Origin of the sequence: Rhizobium bangladeshense (assembly GCF_017357245.1) — a bacterium.
Classification (GTDB): domain Bacteria; phylum Pseudomonadota; class Alphaproteobacteria; order Rhizobiales; family Rhizobiaceae; genus Rhizobium; species Rhizobium bangladeshense.
Window position 1 is genome coordinate 1067031 of the sequence record NZ_CP071612.1, and the last position, 18890, is coordinate 1085920.

Below are 18890 nucleotides of genomic sequence, written 5' to 3' on the forward strand. Positions count from 1 at the left end.
GGGAGTGCTGGCCGAACCATGGCTGATGCGCATGGATGGCGTGTGCTCGACCGCCTGGACGACCCATTCGTCCACCTGTTTACTCCGCCACTGAGCGGATCAAGGGAGGCAGTCGCTTTTCGCGACGGCAAAGACATACGCCGGATGGTTGCGTGCGGCAAGCCTGTTTTTGTGCGGGGGATGGTTGCGGCTGTGACGCTTTGTGGCGCCGCGCTCGCGGTTCGCTTCATCGCCTTGGCGAGGCTTTTGGTCCCCGGCACTGCCTCTCCTCCTCCATCCCGGGCACCACTTCTCCTCCGTCATCCCGGGCACCACCTCTCCTCCGTCATCCCAGGGCTTGACCCTGGGATCCATGCGGCTGGCACTGCAGAAGAGCGATGATCTGAAGGGGAACAATTGAAGCCGCGCGCCTGGCTGTGGATCCCAGGGTCAAGCCCTGGGATGACGGAGTGTAGGTGGCGTTCTCGCCAAACGCGCCGATGACCGGCTCCCGGACGAATCCGGGCGGCACCAGGCCTGCCGCAGCGGTTCAGCTCGCCGGCGCCCGTTCCGGCGTCGTCAACCCGAGACGCAGAGCGAGCGGCACGGTGAGCGCATAGAACATCGCGTTGAACAGGCCGAAGCGGCGCGCGCGTTTCGCCTCCGGCGAGATGTCGGTGATCTTGGCGGTGGCTACCGAAACGTTGGCCCCCGATGACGCGTTTCGCCTGTCGTTCGGCGCATATGAGCTTGTCCTGCCCGTGCACTCGCTTCACCATGAAGGCAACTTCAGCTCCGGATAGAGACAGGCAGGCCATGACAGATATTGCGCAGATGCAGGAACAGCGGTTGAGCGCCCTTCGACAGACCGCGTCTGGCGCGCCGAGACTGCCGTCCAACCCGTTCTTCGGCGTCGGGCCGATCACCGATGCGACGACCGACGAGGTCGACAGCCGCCTGCGGCGCATCGCCTTCGACGCCTGGATCGAAAAGACCTATCGCAAGTTCGACGACAAGGGCAATGATATCGGCGGCTTCACCACGGCCGAGATTTCCCGCAGCATGCATCGCGGCTATCCGGCCGATAAGATCCTGACCGACATGATGCGGGCGATCCATCGCTATTTCGGTTTCCCGAAAGAGAACCGCATGGCGGTCGGGCTCGGCGGCGGCCATAGCGGCTTCACCGTCTGCATCCAGCACCTGATGAATGCCAACGACGCCGGCCAGCGCGTCTATGTCGATACGCCGCGGCCGGAGAGCGATCCGTCCAAGGCCGCCGGCTTCTTCCGCCAGTCATGGGCCACACAGCTGATCGAGATGCAGCGCTTCGCCGAAAAGGGCTGCGAGAGCCGCATCCATTTCGCCGCCTCCGAGGGCGTGATCCCGACGGCGGCCGAGCTTGCCGACCTCGGCGTTTCGATCTTCGTCGGCGTCGGCCACGAGACGACCGGGGCGAACGCCTATACCAGCCGCGAGATCCGCGAACTCTTGAGCTGGCTCGACGGCGATCCGGCCAACCGCCATGCGGTGTTCGACGCCACCTCGATGCTCGGCGCCATGCCGTGGGAGCCGGAACTGGTCAGCGCCGTTATGGCGAAATGCTGCCTGTTCATGCCGTTCCAGAAGGCGATCGGCGGCATTTCCGGCTATTTCGTCGCTTCCTTCACGCCGCATGCCCTGGCGCTGATCGAGAAGAACCAGCAGGATCCGGCCTGGGCGATCCCGCGGCAGCTGAAGATCGCCCCGCCGGTCGATCCGCGCCAGCCGTTTTCGGCCAAGCGCTCCGTCGATGCCGGCCCGTTCTACGATGCGGCTGAAGACCGCATGCTGGGCGGCGTCATCAATACCTACAGCGCGCTCGCCTTTGCCGAGACCACCTTCGGCCTGCTGAAGTCGGAGGCCCGGGTCGGCTCCGTCGTCGAGCTCAACCGCCGCTCCGCCGCCAATCGCGCCGTCATCGACGATTGGGTCAAGTCGCATCCGCTGCTGTCATTGACCGTCACCGATGCCGAACGGCGCGGTGCTGCGGTGACGCTGCTGAAGGTCTGGGATGCTGACATCACCGATGCCGCCATCCACGCCCGCATCATCGCCCGGTCCAAGCAGCTGCTCGGCTATGAGGGCATCACCCATCCGAACGGCGAATACGAGCCCGGCCTCGACGCGGCCCGCTATGTCAACGCCTTCCCGGGCACGCCGGGCGACTACCGCGCCTGGGTCGGCGGCATTCGCGAACCGGACGATGTCGTCGCCCTCCTGGAAAACCTGCAATATGCCTATCTCCGCGCCAAGATCGTCGTTCTCGAGGAGGAGCTGGAAAAGCACGGCGTCACCTTCGAGGCGCCTGTCAAAGCCGAAGGCGCCGTTCGCAAGGACGATCCGAACCGCGCCTATACGGTGCTGATCGCCGACCTGGTCGGCCTGCGCTTCGGCGCCGACGGCGAGCCTGATTACAGCGAGGTCAAGGCCTATATCGAGGAGAAGGGCGGCGTCTTCCATCTCGGTCCGCTCGGCGATCGCGCCGGCCTTGAAAAGGGCCGCATCCACTTCTTCTACCAGCCGAACCTCAGCACCGAGGCGGAGATCCTGCCGCAGACCGACAAGGGCCAGTACGACGCGCTGATCGCGGCGGCGACCTTCATCCCGAAGGCCTCAATCTTTCCGCTCGGCGGCGTGCGCATCGGCGCCGGCACCGGCAATATGGGCTCGGCCTCCTGGGGCGGCGGCAACGGCGAGGGCGGTACTGCGGCCCTTATGAACACGCCCGGCATCAACAGCCGGGCGACCGCCCAGATGGTGATGAAGGCGATCCTGAAGGTCGTTCCCGACCTGCCGGTCGATAGATTGCACCGGATGGTCGCCGGCGGCGATTTCGATACCGGCCGTCAGCTGAAGGATTTCCCGACAGCCAAGCTCGAGGGCCGCAAGCTCGCCGTGCTCGGCTACGGCAATATCGGCCGCGAGGTCGCCAAGCTCGCCAAGGCTTTCGGCATGAAGGTGGCGATCTATGCGCGTGAACATCACAAGCGCTGGATCGAGGCGGAAGGTTTCGACTATGCCGCCAGCCCGGTGGAAGCGGCAAACGGCGCCGATGTGCTCTCCGTCCATATCGGCCTCGGCCGTCTGGACGCATCGACCGGCCGCTATTCCAATGCCGGCACCGTCGATGCGAAGGTGCTCTCCGCCATGAAGGATGGCGCTGTGCTGGTCAATTACGACCGCGGCGAAGTCGTCGATCGCAATGCGCTCGACGCGGCACTGTCGTCGGGCAAGATCGCCCATGCGGCGATCGACGCCGATCTCTTCAAGGACGCCGCGACCGGCACGCTCAGCGGCCCGATGCTGCCCTATCTGCCGCTCGAACGGCGCCACAAGGGCAAGCTCGAGCTCCTGCCGCATGCCGCCGCCGACACCGATCACCCCTCGCGGGTGACGGGCGCCAAGCAGGCGGTCGACCAGATCTTCGACGTCATCCGCTTCAAGTCGGTCGTCAATCTCAAGGGCGACCTGCCGGAGGGTTACGTCTCCGCCGGCAGCCGCACGCCGGCCGGCATCGGCAAGGTGACGAAGCAGGCGGTCGCGGAGGCCGCCGGCAAGGCGGAACTGCTGGAGGAACTGCGCCAGGTCTCGGAAAGGATCGCGGCGATCACAGGCGCGCTTTCCGCCGTCTCCGATCCCGGCCACCGCGCGCGCATCGTCGAGCGTTACACCGGCCTCCTGGTCGAAAATGCCGACCGGCAGCGCGCGCTTCTCGACCAGCTCGGCCTCTACGGGCCGGCGCAGGGGTGAGTTGCAGCGGCGGTTCGGCCCCAACGGCCTCCTGTCGTTGCGGAATGAGGGATTGCGGCATAGACGATCTCGATTATGGGGACCGCTCAGCGCGTGGGCAGACGTGGGCGTCGCATTCCCGTGGAGCCCCGATTGGCAGGAGGCGAACACTTCGTCCCTCGCTCGCCGATGCGCAGATTCGTTCGAAAAGACGAGCGGGCATTGTAAACGGAATTTGTTTGGGGAAGCCCTAAAGCTCATCCGATCTCCCCCCTTGTGGGGAGATGCCCGGCAGGGCAGAGGGGGTATTTACCGGCGGTCTCAGGCGGCACCCTTGCCGCCTGTCTCCATAAGCCGGACGAGCCCGTTACTTCTGTTCGGGTGCCAGGAATTCGGCGCAATAGGACGGGCCGTTGACGCCAGGAATGTCGGCGACAGTGCGGATGTCGCGGATCGTGTAATCGGAATTCGTGGTGATTTCGGCCTGGCAACGCAGATAGGCGGTGCGGGCAGCGGCGATCTGCTTGCCGCGCTTGCCATCGGCGCCCTCGGCATATCTAGCCGGAATGCGCACGGTCTTGTAGCCGCCGCGCCAGGTATAGATGGTGCTCGAACCTTCCTCGCGATCGCTGATCGGCGGCCCGTAGGCGGCAAAGAAGATGCCGGCCGATTTGCCGACCCAGCGGGCCTCGATCGGATTGCCGGCGGAAGGAATGGTTGTGCATCCGGCAAGCGCAATGGCAAGCCCGGCCGCGGTGATGGTGCGGAGTTTCATCGTGTCGTCCCTGATCTCTAGCGCAATGGCTGCGAAGCCGCCGTCACGGCGGTTTCGCCTGTCCCGCCGAGCCCTTTAGCGCGGAACCCGGCAAAAGAAAATTGCCCCTTTTGCACTTCCGTTCGATTTGCCCGCGGTGTGTCTTTTTGCTGCAGCAGCCGCTTTCGCCCGCCGTCATCAACCCGTCAAAAATTCCCTCGGCTTTTTGAAATTTGGCGCTTGTGCAACCAGATAGGCTGTTCTATAGAAGCGCCGCTGGTCACGGAGTGTAGCGCAGTCTGGTAGCGCACCACGTTCGGGACGTGGGGGTCGAGTGTTCGAATCACTCCACTCCGACCAGCTAGAAACCCCGCTTTGGCGGGGTTTTTCGTTTCTCGCTGGTGTTGCTGCGCGTAAAGTCACAGACGCGGCTTAAGGAAACGCGTTTGGCAAGCTGTTGTCCAGAATATAGAAGTGCTCGCCGATCTTTCTGACGCCGACGACCTCGTCCGGACCCGGATCGAGATTGACGCATTCTTTCTTGTTTTCCAAACAGGATTTCTGAAGGCGCTGTTGCCAGGCAGCGGATTGCGCGCCTTTGGGCAAGGCGATCTCGTCACTCTCATCATAGACGAGCGTCGAGTATGTCTTAGCCCTGAACGTGTCGTCCCATACGAATGTGCGCAAGCGCGGCGCCTCGTCCGGCGGATCGCTTCGTTCGATCTCAGCCAAATACGCCTGCCTGGTCAGCGCAAATCGAACGCTGTCGGGCGTTATAGAGGCCGTGGCGAGGAGATAAAGGGCGAAGAGCAACAGCAGGGGCGCTGTCAGGAGAGACAGGACGCGTCGCCAGCGCCGCAGCGCCAGGTTGAAGCACATGGAGCCCGCAACGGCGATCAGCGTCGCGAGCCAAATGATAAGACCGATCGTTCCCCAGTCCCATCGAGGCGCAAGCCAGTAGAGCCAAACTTCCGCCAGAAGCGGCAACAGCCAGAGGGCATATGTCCACGTAAACCGGTCGCTACGTTTTTCTGGCTTTGGCACGTTTTGGCTGGCGGCAAGTTGATTCGCCCAGCGACGATAACATGTGAGATAGTCACCTCAACTGGAACGAGTCCGAACGCCGCTCGTTGAGTCGCGTGTTCCGCGTTGGGGGGTTGCATCATGAGCAGGCGACGAAGCTTCAAGCCGGTGAAGATCACCATCAATGGCAAGACCAGGACCGTCTATAACGTCGTCCAGGCCGGCAATACCTTGCTGAACGATTGGCCGGAGCAGACGCCGGCGGCCAAGGCTGCCGAGCTGCTTGTGCTCGATGTCTTCAACGATGTTGCCGAGCCCGAGCAGGTGCGGCGGGCATTCATTACCGCTGCCAAGGCGAGCGACATCAAGTTCAGTTCCTGACCGGCCTCACCGGCCGATGGGTTAATCACTCCCGCCGGAAAGCTGCGGGAAGATCCACAGGTACATCAAGCGGCTGGAAATGCCGCAAATTTTCCGTGACGACGGTGAGGTCATAGGCGCGTGCCGTCGCCGCGATGATGAGATCGCCAAGGCCGGGATGACAGCCTTTGCTTTCGGCCTCGTCCGCCAGGGCGCCGGCGATCCGCGCGACAAGGGCGTCCATCGGCAGGATACGATCCCCGAAACTGTCGGTGATGAAATTCAGCCATTGCGAAAGCCGCTTTGCCCGCTCGATGCCCCCGCGACGGTGAAGGCTGCGCATTCCCTTTTCGACTTCGGAAAGCGTCATGACCGACAGAAAAAGCGCGTCGGCTTCGCCCCGAGCGTGGAACCATGCTCGAACGGAATCCGAGGGTGGTGTGCGATCCGGCGCAAACTTGCTGATAATGTTCGTATCGAGGAGATACGCGGTCAAAGATCGGTATCCCTCAATTTTGAGGGGTTGCGCTCCAGTTCGACGCCGCCGGGGAAGGTCAGCAGGAAATCCCCGAAATTCGGCCGCGGCTTGCTGAGTGCCTTCCTTGCAGCTTCGGCCGCTTCCACGGAAACCAATACGGCGGCGGGCTTGCCATGGCGGGTTATGGTTACGAATTCGCCCTTTGCAGCTTCATCCACCAGGCCGGCGAAACCAGCCTTTGCCTCCGCGACGCTGATTGTCGACATCGCCACCTCCTGTCCAGTATGACCATATGTAGTCAAAATAGGCTGGCCGCGGCTGGAATCAAGGAAAATTCCCATCCACGCGGCCGAGAGGATCGCGGCCATGATGCCGAAGGCGATGCAGGTGATTGCTTGAATCCGCCAGGAGACGAAGGTGACCGGCGCCGGAATGATGGGCTTCTCGGCGCATTCACCGGGCGGGCAGGCGCAGCCGGAAAAGGCTTTGATGACGCAATCGGCGGACATGTCCTTTTCTCCCTCAGGCATAAAGCTGATCGCCATCCGTGATGCCCATGACCTCGCGGGCATAGCGGTAATGCGCCTCGACGCTGGCCGTGGCGCCGCGCAGCCATGACGGGCCGCGCACCGAATGTTCGGGGCGGCCGAGATAGGCAAAGCCGAGCGCGCCCATGCGCTGGGCCTCGTTGGCCATATAGGCTGCGCAGTCGCCGAGCCCTCGGGCAGCATTCCAGCGGGCGTCCCGCCGGCTCTGTTCGGTCTCGATCCCGCGGATATGCTGCATCGCTCTGCCCTCTTTCGTGCCGGCCCTCGGCGTCGAGTTTAAGGTATATATCATACCTCAGATCGTCAATTAGATAAGGTATAAAAAATACCCAAACGGTTGACGAGGTACGAATCGTAGGCGTATGTCTCAGGCAGATGATTGGGCGACCGGGTGCAACTCCCGAGCTGACGAAGCCCAGCGGCGCGGGAAGCGAAAGTCCTTAAGTGCGCTGTCAGAAAATCAGGACGAGGGTGAAGCGAATGGCCCCTCTGGCACGTGTCCCATCCCGGCTCCGGCCTTCAGGACATGGCCAATGCTCTCCCGGCTTCATGGGCCTTGCTCATGGGGTAGGGGGAAGCTTTGGCCGGAACCCTCCCTCACCAGCCTTCAGGAACTGGAAAGAGATGGGAGAGAGAGGGAGTGAGAGAGACCAGGATATCGCAGGCGCGCGGGGCGGGCGATGATCCGCTCTGCGGCGCGTCGCAGCTTTCAGATTTTGACGCCCGAGCTCGAAACGGTTGTTTGCAGCCGTCAGTCTCGCAAAGTTGCGGCATGCATTGCGTGTGGTTGCGCGAAGCGCCGGGCAGAGCCGGTTTCCGGCTTGCGAGAGGTTCACCTCAAAGCAGGACCGCCCGCGCGGCGCCGAAAGCGATGATCAGTACGGCAAGTGTGACGATAGAGAACAGATTCTGCCGGCTCGTGACGGCGGGCGGATTGCCTTGAATCTTTTTGGGAAGACGTTGGAGTGTTGCTGGAATGGTGAGAGCTATATCGCGGGACTGATTGACGTTTTTTGTAGGGCTCGGACTCTCACATCTCGATCACCGACCGCCGGACGCGGCCGACGATGGTGACGGCGCCCTGGAATTCCGGCGGCGGCACGTCCTCGTAGGAGGCGGGCTGGAAGGGCGGATTGTCGTTCGGACGGTAGCGCTTGTAGGTCGCGGCCCCGGTCTCGTCGGCGACGACGTAGAGCGCATTCGGCGCCAGGCGCTTGTCGCGGCGGTTGACGAAAATGATTGAGCCCGGCGGCGAGATCTTGTTCATCGAATTGCCTTCGACCTCGAGCGCGATCCAGTCGCCGTCGGGCAGATCGAGCGCGGCGACGGTCGGGAATTCCGAGAAGTCGGTGATCGGCGCCTGCTCGGTCAACTGCCCGGCGCTGACCCAGGAGATCTTCGGCACGTCGGCGACGGAGACCGGCCGCTCCTCCGGATCGAGCGCATCGCCGGTTCCGAACTGCAGCCAGTTGAGATTGACCTTGAACGCCTTGGCATATTTCTTCGCATCGGCGATGCCGAAGCCGTTGCGGCCAGACTCGTGCGCCTTGTAGACATTGGCGTTCCAGCCCAAACGATCGACGATCGCCTTCGGCCCGGCAAAGCCCGCGTTCTTCCTGGCCATGACCAGACGCTTTGCGCGTTCTTCGCGCTCAAATTGTTCCTGATCTTTCAACATGATATAAATCATACCCTAAAAAAAGGTACATGTAATCCCCTAATTCGCTTGACGTGCGAGGTATTTTACGTACCCTTATTCCCATGACAAGCATTGATTACGCCAACAAACGGCCCCGGCTTTCGGGCATTGCCAATGCCCGCTACACCGGCTGCCCGCGCTGCGGCAGGGCGCTGTCGATCGCCGAGGTGATCGAGCGCCATTGCGAGAATTGCGGCCGGCAGACGGAGCCGGAAGAGATGCGGCAGACGCCGGTCTTCCCCGGTCCCCAGCCGATCACCAATTCCGACAGCCTCACTCCTCCCTGAAGGCTTTCGGCAGCTGGCGTCGTCGCGCTCCCTCGGCGACGCCAGCCTCTTCCACAAGTTTGAAAATGAACGATCTGGCCGGCGCCCGCTTGGCGGGAAGGGCCGGCTGCGGATCGAAATGAGAAAGAGGATCAAGCGATGAGCATCGCCACAGCCTATCAAGGCACTGACATGAACGCCCTCGAGCTCTTCCGCTCCGGCCGGGACTATATCGAGATCGCCAGCATTCTAGGCATGTCGGTGCCCGCCGTGGAAATGGAGATCCACCGGCTTCGCAGCGCCGAGAAGGGCGACACCGCCCAGCAGGATTACGCCGCCGGCAAAGCCAGGCGGTTTGCCGGCCGCGCCGCCAAGCCCGGCGCCCTGGTCGGTTTCGCTGGCGCCCGACGCAGGCTCCGGATTTGAGGGGAGCTCTCGAGCGGGAAGGCAGTCGCATGGAAAAGCAAGAGATCCACAAGGACATCATGGAGATCCTCAGCCCGGTGCTGGGGCAGGAACTGGCGGAGGCGATCATCGAGCATCGCAGCCGCACGCTGAAGAAGCCGCTGACGGCCTATGCGGCGAGGATCCAGGTCAGGGAGTATCTCAAGACCGGCAATCCGGTCGAGGCCGCCGAGATGCAGATCCTGCGCGGCTGGCGGGCGATCAAATCCGATTGGTATTTCAATGAGAAGGCGAGGGAAGCCGGGCCGATCAATGCAAGCGTGGGCAGAAGGACGACGGTCGATGCCGCAAGAGATTTCCTCTCCGGTGAAGATCATAGCGGGGATGCTTTCGGGCTTTCCGGCCTCCGCCGGCATTGATCCCGACATGCAGATCCGCGCCTATCTCGTCGCCATCGACGGCATTCCGGCAGAAGCGGTGTGGCGCGCCGCGAAGCTGTTCCTGTCAGGCAAGGTCAGGGACCATAACCGCGCCTTCGCCCCGAGCTCGGCGAGCTTCGCCGAAATCGCCCGCCAGCAGCAGGCGGTGATGACGGCGGAAAGCCGCCCGCGCGTCGAGGCGCCACCCGAACAGCCGCAGCCGAAGGTCGCGGCCGAGAAGATGCTGCTGCTGAGACAGGCGGCAAACGGCAGCCGCAGCGCCAAACGGGCGCTGGCTGAGATGTTTCCCGATAATCCGGTCATCGCAAAGGCCGCACGAGACGCACAGGAGGCAGTGGGATGAGAGATCTGTTCTGGACGGAAGACAAGATCGTCAAGGCGCAGAAGCTCTGGCAGGAAGGGTTTTCGGCGCGTGAGATCGCCGAACTCTTCGGCTCGAAGAAGAACACCGTCATCAACATGGCGCATCGCAACCGCGACAGGTTTCCGTCAAGGCAGGATGCGCGCAGGCAGTTGGCGACCGCCGGCGCGGCGCCCGCGCCGATCCGCCATCCCGACCGTGTCAGGCGGGTGACGCTGTCGGGCGCCGAGGTGACGATGCCGCGTGTGCCGACGATCGACGGGCCGGCGCCATGAGCGCCGTGACCCCGCGCGAGCGGGAAATCATCGGCTGGATGGCGCAAGGCAAGACCGCCGCCGAGATCGGCACCATCCTCGGCATCTCGCCGATCACCGTCAACACCCACGTTGCCAACGCCAAGGCGAAACTTGGCGTGTTCAAGGAGACCGCGCTGGTCGCCGCCGCACTTCGAAACGGCATCATTCGATAGGAAGGACATCCCCATGGGCGGCAAGGCCACCAAGGTGAAGATACAGCGGGCAAACAAGGGCGCAGGTCGGCCGCGCAAGGCCAATGTCGAGCGTTTCCCCTGCGGCAAGATCAAGCCGTTCGAAACCGAGAAGGAGAATATCAGCGTCGCGATGGCGGCGCGCCGGCGCATTCACGGCTTCGGCAGGACGGTTGATGACGAGACAGTCAGAAGCCCCTATGCCGGTTATACCCTCGGCCGCATGTTTCTCGACGGGCTGATATCAGACGAGCAGCGCCAGGCCGGCGACGATTACGCCGAGGTCATGGCCCGCTACCACAAGACGACGGGCATCCCGGCCCCGAGCCCGAGGGCCCAGTCGCTCTTTGCCGTCAAGGGCCATGAAGGCGAGGTGACCGAAAGCCTCGCCGACCGCGCCCGCAAGGCCAGCAACCGCATGATGGAACTGCAGGCCGTCCTTCTCCGCTGCGAGGACGGGCCGCAGGTGCGCAGCACCGTCTATAACGTCGCTGTGATGGACTACGAACATCTGCGCCAGATGCCGCCACAGCAATTGCTGTGGCTGCGGCGCGGGTTGATTGCGCTGCGCAGGGCGAAGGGGTGATATGGGGGTCTGCCGCAGAGCGTGCCTCATCCTCCGTCCGCACCGCGGGTGCGTTGGGCAACAAGGCCAACCCCGCACTCCGTCTCCTCGGGCTTGACCCGAGGATCAGGCTTGACCCTGGGATCCACAGCCACGCACGCGGCTGCAGTTGTTTGCGTCGCACATCGTCGGCACGCAGTGCCTCGCCCGCATGGATCCCAGGGTCAAGCCCTGGGATGACCGAGGAGAGGTGGTGCCGGGAGAGATAGGCGGCGTCGGCGCGATGACGTTCCGGCAAACGCGGCGCCTCACACTGGCCGGCGGTACCACGCCAAAAGCCGCGCCTCACACGCTTCACCGGCGGCAACTGCGGCAACAGCGGGCGCAATCCGCACCGGCGGTGCGTTGGGCAACAAGGCCAACGCCACACTCCGTCATCCCAGGGCTTGACCCTGGGATCCACAGCCATGCACGCGGCTGCAGTTGTTTCCGTCGCACACCGTCGGCACGCAGTGCCTCGCCCGCATGGATCCCAGGGTCAAGCCCTGGGATGACGGAGGAGAGGTGGTGCCGGGAGAGATAGGCGGCATCGGCGCGATGACGTTACGGCAAAGGCGGCCCTCACGCTGGCCGGCGGTACCACGCCAAAAGCCGCGCCTCACACGCTTCACCGGCGGCAACTGCGGCAAAAGCGGCGCAAGCCGCACCGGCGGTGCGTTGGGCACAAGGCCAACCCCACCCTCCGTCATCCCAGGGCTTGACCCTGGGATCCACGCCGACCTCCAACTCCGGGCATCGATCCCAGGCTCAAGGCATGGGATGACGGAGGTCGGGGCGGGTGTTTTTGCCGCTCCAATCGCGATGCCGATCAGAACTGGGCAAGGGATGTGGGCGCCTCCAAACATATGGACGCGCCCTGGCTTTGACTGGAGTGGGCCGCACAGAGTATCGAAGTGCATGGCTGCGTTGTAAGCACCTCCGCACGGCCCATAATACTTACGATCGGCAAAGCCCGTTGTTCCCGAGCCGGCTGAACATTTTGGATGCGACGCGCTTCAGAGAGATTTGAACGGTGCGCCCGGCAGCTCCAGCGCAAAACCCCGCATCCCCTCATGTTTTCACCGCCGGGAAAACAGGAAGCGCGGAGTGGTCGTCAGGCTGCGATAGGCCTGCGGAAAGATCGAGCGGGCGCGCGGATAGGACTGGAGCGATGCCACATTGTCGCGCGATAGCGAGTGAGCTCCAGTCGCCTTTCCATTTCCCGTCGCTTGGCGAAGTCCTCGTCGCTCACTTCTCATCAGAGTTATAGGTTCCTGCCAAAACCTTATAACGGACGACAGGTCTCCGTCCCCGGGGCTTGTCCGAGGACGCAGGCGAGCCTCCATGCGGAAGCATTCTGTTCTAGGGGCGGTCAATCCGTCTTCAGTTGCTCGGGAAGCTGTCCGTAAGCCGTCAGAATCGCCCTGACCAGGCCGGGAAAGCGCTCGTCGAGCTCCGCGCAGCGGGTCTGGTTGCGCATCTCCACGCCCTGGCGCTCGCTGCGGATCAGGCCGGATTCGCGCAGCACCTTGAAATGGTTCGATAGCGACGATTTTGGAATGATGCGGTCACCGAGGTCAGCCAGCGCAGAACAGGTCCCGCCGCAGGCGGTGCCGGCGAGCTTGGCGAATATCGCGACGCGCTCGGGATCGGACAGCGCATAGAGGATTGCCTCGGGCTTTATGTCCTCCAGGGCTGGGTGAAAGAGCGGTCTCATGAATTTTATATAGTCCCACTTGACATCGAGATCAACAGTTCCGAATTTCTGAACTACGGAACGAAGCTGCCAATTCCGGCGGCTGTCCGGATCAGAAGGAACAAGAGATGGCTAAGCTCACAGGGAAGGTCGCAGTCGTAACCGGGGCGTCCAAAGGCATCGGCGCCGCGATCGCAAAGGCGCTCGCAGCAGAGGGGGCGCAAGTGGTGGTCAATTACGCCTCGAGCAGGGCGGGAGCCGATGCCGTGGTGGAGGCGATCAGCGCCAAGGGCGGCAAGGCTATCGCGGTCCAGGGCGACGTTTCCAAGGCCGAGCAGGCGCAGGGACTGGTCGATGCCGCGGTCAAGGAATTCGGCAAGCTCGACGTGCTGGTCAACAATTCGGGCGTCTATGAATTCGCACCGATCGACGAGGTGACCGAGGAGCAGTATCGCCGCATCTTCGACATCAATGTTCTCGGTGTTCTCCTGACCACCCAGGCGGCGGTCAAGCATCTCGGCGAGGGCGGCAGCGTCATCAACATCTCCTCGGTGGTCACCAGCCTGGGGCTGCCGGCCACCGCCGTCTACACCGGCACCAAGGGCGCCGTCGAAGGCATCAACAGCGTGCTGGCCAAGGAGCTCGGCCCGCGCAAGATCCGCGTCAACGCCATCCTGCCAGGCATGATCGAGACCGAGGGGACGCACTCGGCCGGCGTCATCGGCTCGGATCTCGAGCAGAGCATCGCCGCCCAGACGCCGCTCGGCCGCATCGGCCAGCCCGATGATATCGCCGACGTCGCGGTCTTCCTCGCCTCCGACGACGCCCGCTGGCTGACCGGCGAACGTCTGGTAGCCAGCGGCGGTTACCGCTGAGATGTAAGTGAAAAGCGCGCGCTTCTTGAGCGCGCGCATACTCGGATACGGGTCCAGCCACCCTCCGTCGTCCTCGGGGCCGACCAGCATTCGATCAATATTGCAGCGAACGTGCCCTAATCGAGCCCCGCGATCCGCAAGCCCTCGATATATCGGGCACGGTCTTCAACCCGGATCAGTGGGTGATATTTCTCGACCCAAGCGATACTGACGTTCGGCTGCAATCGCCTGCACTCGGCGAGACCCTGTCGCGCCAGCTCAGCGTCACCCGCGAGGCCAGCGGCTGCAGTCAGGGTTCGCCAGGCTGTACCGTAGTCAGGCCGGAGTTGAACAGCCCGACGCTCGGCATTGACCGCGTCCACGTAGCGGCCCGCGATAAGATGGCACAGGCCTTCGATCGAGAGATTGGCGGGTTGGGCGAAGTCGCGGGGGCTCAATCGATTGGCAATCTTTAGTTCGCGGAAACCTTCCTCCGCAAGACCTGCATAAGCGTAGGTAACGGCCAGAATGACTCGTGCCAATGCGAAACACGGGTTGCGCTGCAACGCTTCATTTAGCTCTTCAACAGCGGGGCCAAAGCGCCGCGACAAGGTGAAGACATAGGCGGCGGCCAGATGTCCCCAGGGATCGTCCGGATCGAGATCGATCGCGCGCTGGGCAAGAATCAAGCCTTCCGATACCCCGCGCCCGAAATCCATATTGCCGAGCGCGACTCTGGTGGCGAAAATCCAGGCCAGCAGACTGTGCGCCCGCGCATAGCCGGCATCAAGTTCGATAGCTCGCTTGAGTAGGGTGATACCTGTGTCGTCGTTCTGGGAAACCCAGGTCCAGATGTAGGGCATTGCTCGCACGACGCACCCCCAAGCGTCGAGGCTCTCCGGGGGCTTGGTCTGAAGCCGAAGATTTTCGGCAGCGTAGAGCTGCGGCTCAATCGTGGCGACGACACTGGCAGTGATCTCATCCTGCAGCGCAAAGATGTCGGCGGTGAGCCGATCGTAGTGCTCCGCCCAGATGTGGTTGTCGCTGGTCGCGTCGACGAGTTGGCCAGTCACTCGCAGCCGATCACCTGACTTGCGCACGCTGCCTCCCAGCACATAGCGAACACCGAGTTCACGAGCGACTTGACGGCTACTTAGCACCTTGCCTTTGTAAGCGAAGGTCGAATTGCGCGCGATAACGAAGAAGCCTCGCGCCTTCGACAATGCAGTGATAATGTCTTCAGTGATACCGTCCCCGAAATACTCCTGGTCCGGGTCACCGCTCATGTTCTCGAACGGCAGGACAGCGATCGATGGCCTTTCGCGCGATGTGGCCTGCGCGGCTCGGCCGGTCATTGAAGGGTGCGCAACTCGCATCCTGAAAACATGGACTGGCTGGGCGATGTTCTTCAGCGTCTGATCGCCCATGTCTTCGAAGGTGCAGTCAACTCTTCCGGCTACGTCTTCCCGCACGCGGGCCGACACGCAGATGCCACCCGGTTCGGCGATGCCTTCCAACCGTGCGGCGATGTTGACGCCGTCGCCGAAAATGTCGCCGTCCTGCTCTACAACATCCCCGACATTGATGCCGATCCGAAAATCTATCCGCGACTCCACGGGTTCACTGGCGTTACAGTTCGCCATAAGAGCCTGAACTTCGACCGCGCACCGAACTGCATCAACTGCGCTCGTAAACTGCGCCAGCAAACCGTCACCTGTGGCTTTGACAATGCTGCCGCCGTTTCGCCTGATGGTAGGATCAACGTCGTCGCGGCGATGCATTGTCAGCCGAGTAAGCGTCCCCTCCTCATCGATTCCCATGAGGCGGCTATAGCCAGCCACATCGGCGGCGAAAATGGCGCAGAGCCTGCGTTTGGCCCGATCCGTCGGCAACCCCATCCCCTTTTGATCGAGATTATACACAGACTCCGAGTGCTCTGCGAGCAATCTAGCGCAGCGACTTGGCCAGCGGGCAACGGCTGCCCCAGCAAAAACTCCCGCAGCCAAACTTGTCCTCTTGGTGATAGCAACGGAGCAACAAGCGGTTCAGCCAGTCCGGAAGGGCTCAAGGCCTTGGCTGGCCGGACGCGGTGCCGCAACATATGCGCTCTGTCGCGCCGGATGCGCTAGTCCACTTCGTCGGCCGAGATGTGCTTGACTTCGGTAATTCTCACCAGCGGGATTTCGGCGCGTTCGTTTGCCTCCTTCACTTCCTGCTCCGACGAAGCGTCGAACAGGCAGAATGATCGTTCCTCGGCGGGTACGAATGTCGAGCGCAGATAGCGCACCGGCTTACCCTGCCTGGTCATCTCGGCAGTGACATTTTTCGCGCGGGATGCCGCCGCACTGAGCTGATCGGGAGTGATTCCTGGCAGGTGTCTTTCGACCATATACTGTGGCATGACGATTGTCCCTGTGTTGAGCGATGACAACATGCGTTTGGACATGCCGCGCGTTCGCTTTGACTTCCGGCCGTTGCGAACCGACATCTATTTTGCCGCCGTATTCACAGACCTCGTCCGACACTCAGCGCGTTGAAACACGGTTTCGCGCGACACGATCACGAGCGCGATTTCAGAATATCTTTACCTGTCTCAGACGCTTGCCAGCCAATACGGGCGACGGCACGAGAAGTTTACAGGCGACGGGCATCTTTATCTATTAGAATCTGCTGATGTAGTCGTCCATTTCTCCTGAAACTCATCGCCTGTTGGAAGCAACGGCGGCGTCACCTGACAGCCGGCCAGGCGAACGATCTGCCAATCCGGGTGGGCTGCCACTTCGGCGAATGTTCCCGAATGCACGATGACGACGCCTGGATCGGTCGTGCCTTGAACGTCGCGAAGCGACCAGGCAGCGCTTGCGGCCCGTCGCGAAGAGCCGATGACAGCCGAGGACTGGTTCCTGAAGGGGCGGGGATGACCGCCGAGTCGGCCCCGCTGGCAATTCGAGAACAGTTCCTAGGTCTTCAGGTCAAAGCGTTTTGTGAAACTGAACACCTCTGGCGCCTTGCAGCGGTTCAGGGCATCCTATGATGGCTGAAAATTGTGTTTATGGCAGTTGGAGGAATGCCGATGCGCTGCTTTACCGTGCTTGGACCTTCGCAGACCGGAAAATCGACAGTCGTGGAAAAGCTCGGCTCGTTGGAGGGGGCGCCGAGAAAATCCAGCTCCCCTTATGGACTGAACCTCACAGAATTCACCTTTGGAAACGAGGCGTGGTGCGCGCTGGATGCGCCAGGACCGAACGAAGCGTTGGCGCATGTGCAGCACGCGCTTCTTGCCAGCGACGCCTGCATCCTGTGCGTTTCTCCGGCTCCCGAGGAAGCTGTGCTCGCCGCGCCCTATCTGCGCATAATCGAGGCATCGGAGACGCCTTGCATCCTCTTCGTCAATCGAATCGACGAACCGAGAGGACGGCTAAGGGATGTGATCGCGGCGCTTCAGGACTATGCAAACCATACTCTTCTGCTTCGACAGATCCCGATCCGCGAGGGGGACAGGATCGTGGGGAGCTGCGATCTCATTTCAGAACGGGCGTGGCAATACCGGGAAGGCCAGACTTCGGCGCTGATCGCAATCCCGGAAAGCGCCGCTGAACGCGAGCATGAGGCGCGCACCGAGCTTTTGGAACACCTGTCCGAATTCGACGATTGGCTTCTTGAGGAGCTGATCGAAGATCGCGAGCCACCCAGCGACGCGCTCTATGCCATTTCGTCACGGGTTCTCAGGGAAAACCGGATCATTCCAGTCCTGATCGGTGCCGCAAGCCATGGCAACGGCATGATGAGGTTGATGAAGGCGTTGCGCCACGAGGCGCCGCAGGTCACGGCTCTTCGGCAGCGACTGGCTCGTGCGGGCAATGTCGATGAAAACAAGCTGACCGCCGTGAGCTTCCATGCCTATCATCGTCAGAATATCGGCAAGACGGTGCTGGTGCGTGCGTTTGGTGAGGGACTGCGGCAAGGCGCGTCACTGGGCGGCTCCAGCCTCGGCGCCGTGCAGGATCCCGCAAACGGACGGTCCAGCTCGGCGATCACGCCTGCACCGGGGGATGTCTTCGCAACGGTCAAGTCCGACCACTTGACCGTCCCGTCGCTGTTGACATCAAACGCGACGGTCGCCCCGCCCGAATGGACCGAGCCACCCACGCCGATGCTTGAAAGGATCCTGGTCCCGGGCAGCGAACGCGATGAAAACAAGCTCTCCGAAACGCTGGCAAAACTTTCCGAGACGGATCGCGGTCTTGTCGTTTTGCAGGAGGAAGGCACGGGCGCCCAGCTCGTCCGCGCCCAGGGCCCGATACATCTGCGCGATCTCTGCCGAACCCTGTCCGACGTCTTCCACATCGAGGTAACCGATCGAACGCCCAGGCCGATCTACCGCGAGACAATCGCGAAGCCGTCCGAGGTTCACTACCGGCATCGCAAACAGACCGGCGGTGCCGGGCAATTCGCGGATGTGAAGCTGAGCATTCGTCCCAACGAGCGCGGCCGGGGCTTCACCTTCAGCGAAACCGTCAAGGGTGGCGTCGTTCCGCGCAACTACATCCCTGCCGTCGAAGCAGGCGCGCGCGAAGCGATGGAGAAAGGGCCGCTCGGCTTCCAGGTCATTGATGTCGGCGTAACGCTGTTCGATGGACAGCACCATGCTGTCGACAGTTCGGAACACGCCTTCAGGACTGCGTCGAGAATGGGAGTGCGGCAGGCGCTTTCCGAAGGGTCGGCCGTTTTAATGCAGCCGGTCTTCCGCAGCGAAATTCACATTCCGTCGATCTATTCCGGCAGCCTCGTCCAGATCGTCTCCGCTCTCAAGGGTCAGGTTCTCGGCTTCGACCGGGATGAAACCGCCAAGGGATGGGACATCTTCCGGGCACTTATTCCCGGCGGCGCACTTGACGATCTGGCGCGGGCTCTGCGCTCGGCGACGCAGGGCATCGGTTACTTTTCCAAGACCTTCGATCACTTCGAGGAGCTATACGGCAAGGAAGCGGACGCCATCGTGAGGGCACACGAGGAACAAGGCGTCGCACACTGAAACATTCGCGCCACTTCATGCTCGTTCGTGGAATGGGCTCATGTCGTTGAGTTAACCGGGTTCTTCCTCTCTTTGGGTGGAGCGGTGGCAGCATTCGTGCCCTCGGCAGTTCGGGAGCTGCCCGACCATA

At 62.4% G+C, this 18890-nt stretch carries 20 protein-coding genes and 1 tRNA gene; 12 read left to right on the forward strand and 9 right to left on the reverse strand.

All coding sequences use genetic code 11. From position 1 onward, the window contains the following. Positions 1-795 precede the first annotated feature (795 nt). Positions 796-3771 (forward strand): NAD(P)-dependent oxidoreductase, encoded by a 2976-nt coding sequence (locus J2J98_RS05110; protein WP_207602511.1) that lies wholly within the window; start codon positions 796-798, stop codon positions 3769-3771. A gap of 346 nt (positions 3772-4117) precedes the next feature. Here J2J98_RS05110 and J2J98_RS05115 read toward each other — a convergent pair whose 3' ends face one another. After that, on the reverse strand, positions 4118-4525 hold the full coding sequence (locus J2J98_RS05115) for a hypothetical protein (protein ID WP_064710963.1): 408 nt from the start codon (positions 4523-4525) through the stop codon (positions 4118-4120). A gap of 262 nt (positions 4526-4787) precedes the next feature. On the opposite strand from J2J98_RS05115, the gene J2J98_RS05120 reads away from it, so the two are divergent. Beyond that, positions 4788-4864 (forward strand) — tRNA-Pro (locus J2J98_RS05120). Positions 4865-4936: 72 nt separating this feature from the next. Here the strand turns inward: J2J98_RS05120 and J2J98_RS05125 are convergent. After that, the gene (locus J2J98_RS05125) at positions 4937-5548 is read right to left on the reverse strand and encodes a hypothetical protein (RefSeq protein ID WP_138393723.1); all 612 of its coding nucleotides are present in this window, start codon (positions 5546-5548) and stop codon (positions 4937-4939) included. A 120-nt stretch (positions 5549-5668) separates the two neighbouring features. Between J2J98_RS05125 and J2J98_RS05130 the strand changes: the two genes are divergently transcribed. After that, entirely contained in the window at positions 5669-5908 is a 240-nt protein-coding gene (locus J2J98_RS05130; RefSeq protein ID WP_064694135.1) for a DUF982 domain-containing protein, read from the forward strand. Between the two features lie 25 nt (positions 5909-5933). Here the strand turns inward: J2J98_RS05130 and J2J98_RS05135 are convergent, their stop codons facing one another. From J2J98_RS05135 to J2J98_RS05150, 4 genes are all read right to left on the reverse strand, one after another. Then, complete coding sequence (locus tag J2J98_RS05135) at positions 5934-6383, reverse strand: type II toxin-antitoxin system VapC family toxin (RefSeq protein ID WP_207602512.1); 450 nt, start codon at positions 6381-6383, stop codon at positions 5934-5936. Continuing rightward, positions 6380-6631 carry a type II toxin-antitoxin system Phd/YefM family antitoxin gene (locus tag J2J98_RS05140; protein WP_138393928.1) on the reverse strand — a complete coding sequence of 84 codons (252 nt, stop codon included), beginning with the start codon at positions 6629-6631 and terminating at the stop codon, positions 6380-6382. Before J2J98_RS05140 ends, J2J98_RS05135 begins: the two co-directional genes overlap by 4 nt. Before the next feature lie 256 nt (positions 6632-6887). Further along, positions 6888-7151 carry a hypothetical protein gene (locus tag J2J98_RS05145; RefSeq protein ID WP_138393721.1) on the reverse strand — a complete coding sequence of 88 codons (264 nt, stop codon included), beginning with the start codon at positions 7149-7151 and terminating at the stop codon, positions 6888-6890. Between the two features lie 792 nt (positions 7152-7943). After that, positions 7944-8591 carry a S24 family peptidase gene (locus tag J2J98_RS05150; RefSeq protein ID WP_207602513.1) on the reverse strand — a complete coding sequence of 216 codons (648 nt, stop codon included), beginning with the start codon at positions 8589-8591 and terminating at the stop codon, positions 7944-7946. A gap of 83 nt (positions 8592-8674) precedes the next feature. Here J2J98_RS05150 and J2J98_RS05155 point away from each other — a divergent pair, with 83 nt between their 5' ends. The 7 genes from J2J98_RS05155 (at position 8675) to J2J98_RS05185 (ending at position 11157) form a co-directional block, all read left to right on the forward strand. Then, positions 8675-8899, forward strand: coding sequence for a hypothetical protein (locus J2J98_RS05155; protein ID WP_207602514.1), 225 nt, complete (start codon positions 8675-8677; stop codon positions 8897-8899). A gap of 138 nt (positions 8900-9037) precedes the next feature. Further along, positions 9038-9304: a hypothetical protein gene (locus tag J2J98_RS05160; protein WP_138393718.1), complete on the forward strand. Its 267-nt coding sequence runs from the start codon at positions 9038-9040 to the stop codon at positions 9302-9304. A 29-nt stretch (positions 9305-9333) separates the two neighbouring features. Continuing rightward, positions 9334-9702 (forward strand): hypothetical protein, encoded by a 369-nt coding sequence (locus tag J2J98_RS05165; RefSeq protein ID WP_207602515.1) that lies wholly within the window; start codon positions 9334-9336, stop codon positions 9700-9702. Then, on the forward strand, positions 9668-10066 hold the full coding sequence (locus J2J98_RS05170) for a hypothetical protein (protein WP_207603086.1): 399 nt from the start codon (positions 9668-9670) through the stop codon (positions 10064-10066). The genes J2J98_RS05165 and J2J98_RS05170 overlap by 35 nt, the downstream gene beginning before the upstream one ends. Continuing rightward, entirely contained in the window at positions 10063-10359 is a 297-nt protein-coding gene (locus J2J98_RS05175) for a GcrA family cell cycle regulator (RefSeq protein WP_207602516.1), read from the forward strand. Before J2J98_RS05170 ends, J2J98_RS05175 begins: the two co-directional genes overlap by 4 nt. Beyond that, positions 10356-10553 carry a response regulator transcription factor gene (locus tag J2J98_RS05180; protein WP_207602517.1) on the forward strand — a complete coding sequence of 66 codons (198 nt, stop codon included), beginning with the start codon at positions 10356-10358 and terminating at the stop codon, positions 10551-10553. Before J2J98_RS05175 ends, J2J98_RS05180 begins: the two co-directional genes overlap by 4 nt. 13 nt (positions 10554-10566) lie before the next feature. After that, on the forward strand, positions 10567-11157 hold the full coding sequence (locus tag J2J98_RS05185) for a hypothetical protein (protein WP_207602518.1): 591 nt from the start codon (positions 10567-10569) through the stop codon (positions 11155-11157). 1390 nt (positions 11158-12547) lie between these two features. Here the strand turns inward: J2J98_RS05185 and J2J98_RS05190 are convergent. Then, complete coding sequence (locus J2J98_RS05190; RefSeq protein WP_207602519.1) at positions 12548-12892, reverse strand: ArsR/SmtB family transcription factor; 345 nt, start codon at positions 12890-12892, stop codon at positions 12548-12550. A gap of 107 nt (positions 12893-12999) precedes the next feature. Here J2J98_RS05190 and J2J98_RS05195 point away from each other — a divergent pair, with 107 nt between their 5' ends. Then, a complete protein-coding gene (locus tag J2J98_RS05195) occupies positions 13000-13746 on the forward strand; it encodes a glucose 1-dehydrogenase (RefSeq protein ID WP_207602520.1) in 747 nt (248 codons plus the stop codon). Between the two features lie 116 nt (positions 13747-13862). Here the strand turns inward: J2J98_RS05195 and J2J98_RS05200 are convergent, their stop codons facing one another. Both J2J98_RS05200 and J2J98_RS05205 read right to left on the reverse strand, forming a co-directional pair. Then, entirely contained in the window at positions 13863-15647 is a 1785-nt protein-coding gene (locus tag J2J98_RS05200) for an adenylate/guanylate cyclase domain-containing protein (protein WP_207602521.1), read from the reverse strand. A 203-nt stretch (positions 15648-15850) separates the two neighbouring features. Then, complete coding sequence (locus J2J98_RS05205) at positions 15851-16126, reverse strand: DUF4242 domain-containing protein (protein ID WP_138393711.1); 276 nt, start codon at positions 16124-16126, stop codon at positions 15851-15853. A gap of 672 nt (positions 16127-16798) precedes the next feature. Here J2J98_RS05205 and J2J98_RS05210 point away from each other — a divergent pair. Then, positions 16799-18760: an elongation factor G gene (locus J2J98_RS05210; RefSeq protein WP_207602522.1), complete on the forward strand. Its 1962-nt coding sequence runs from the start codon at positions 16799-16801 to the stop codon at positions 18758-18760. Positions 18761-18890 lie beyond the last annotated feature (130 nt).

Excerpts from the sequence above, each read along its gene's own strand:
- J2J98_RS05205 (WP_138393711.1), bottom strand. The coding sequence starts at position 16,126 with ATGCCACAGTATATGGTCGAAAGACACCTGCCAGGAATCACTCCCGAT.
- J2J98_RS05160 (WP_138393718.1), top strand. The coding sequence starts at position 9,038 with ATGAGCATCGCCACAGCCTATCAAGGCACTGACATGAACGCCCTCGAG.
- J2J98_RS05110 (WP_207602511.1), top strand. The coding sequence starts at position 796 with ATGACAGATATTGCGCAGATGCAGGAACAGCGGTTGAGCGCCCTTCGA.
- J2J98_RS05210 (WP_207602522.1), top strand. The coding sequence starts at position 16,799 with ATGCGCTGCTTTACCGTGCTTGGACCTTCGCAGACCGGAAAATCGACA.
- J2J98_RS05150 (WP_207602513.1), bottom strand. The coding sequence starts at position 8,591 with ATGTTGAAAGATCAGGAACAATTTGAGCGCGAAGAACGCGCAAAGCGT.
- J2J98_RS05170 (WP_207603086.1), top strand. The coding sequence starts at position 9,668 with ATGCTTTCGGGCTTTCCGGCCTCCGCCGGCATTGATCCCGACATGCAG.
- J2J98_RS05195 (WP_207602520.1), top strand. The coding sequence starts at position 13,000 with ATGGCTAAGCTCACAGGGAAGGTCGCAGTCGTAACCGGGGCGTCCAAA.
- J2J98_RS05165 (WP_207602515.1), top strand. The coding sequence starts at position 9,334 with ATGGAAAAGCAAGAGATCCACAAGGACATCATGGAGATCCTCAGCCCG.
- J2J98_RS05155 (WP_207602514.1), top strand. The coding sequence starts at position 8,675 with ATGACAAGCATTGATTACGCCAACAAACGGCCCCGGCTTTCGGGCATT.
- J2J98_RS05115 (WP_064710963.1), bottom strand. The coding sequence starts at position 4,525 with ATGAAACTCCGCACCATCACCGCGGCCGGGCTTGCCATTGCGCTTGCC.
- J2J98_RS05175 (WP_207602516.1), top strand. The coding sequence starts at position 10,063 with ATGAGAGATCTGTTCTGGACGGAAGACAAGATCGTCAAGGCGCAGAAG.
- J2J98_RS05145 (WP_138393721.1), bottom strand. The coding sequence starts at position 7,151 with ATGCAGCATATCCGCGGGATCGAGACCGAACAGAGCCGGCGGGACGCC.
- J2J98_RS05190 (WP_207602519.1), bottom strand. The coding sequence starts at position 12,892 with ATGAGACCGCTCTTTCACCCAGCCCTGGAGGACATAAAGCCCGAGGCA.
- J2J98_RS05130 (WP_064694135.1), top strand. The coding sequence starts at position 5,669 with ATGAGCAGGCGACGAAGCTTCAAGCCGGTGAAGATCACCATCAATGGC.
- J2J98_RS05180 (WP_207602517.1), top strand. The coding sequence starts at position 10,356 with ATGAGCGCCGTGACCCCGCGCGAGCGGGAAATCATCGGCTGGATGGCG.
- J2J98_RS05140 (WP_138393928.1), bottom strand. The coding sequence starts at position 6,631 with ATGTCGACAATCAGCGTCGCGGAGGCAAAGGCTGGTTTCGCCGGCCTG.
- J2J98_RS05185 (WP_207602518.1), top strand. The coding sequence starts at position 10,567 with ATGGGCGGCAAGGCCACCAAGGTGAAGATACAGCGGGCAAACAAGGGC.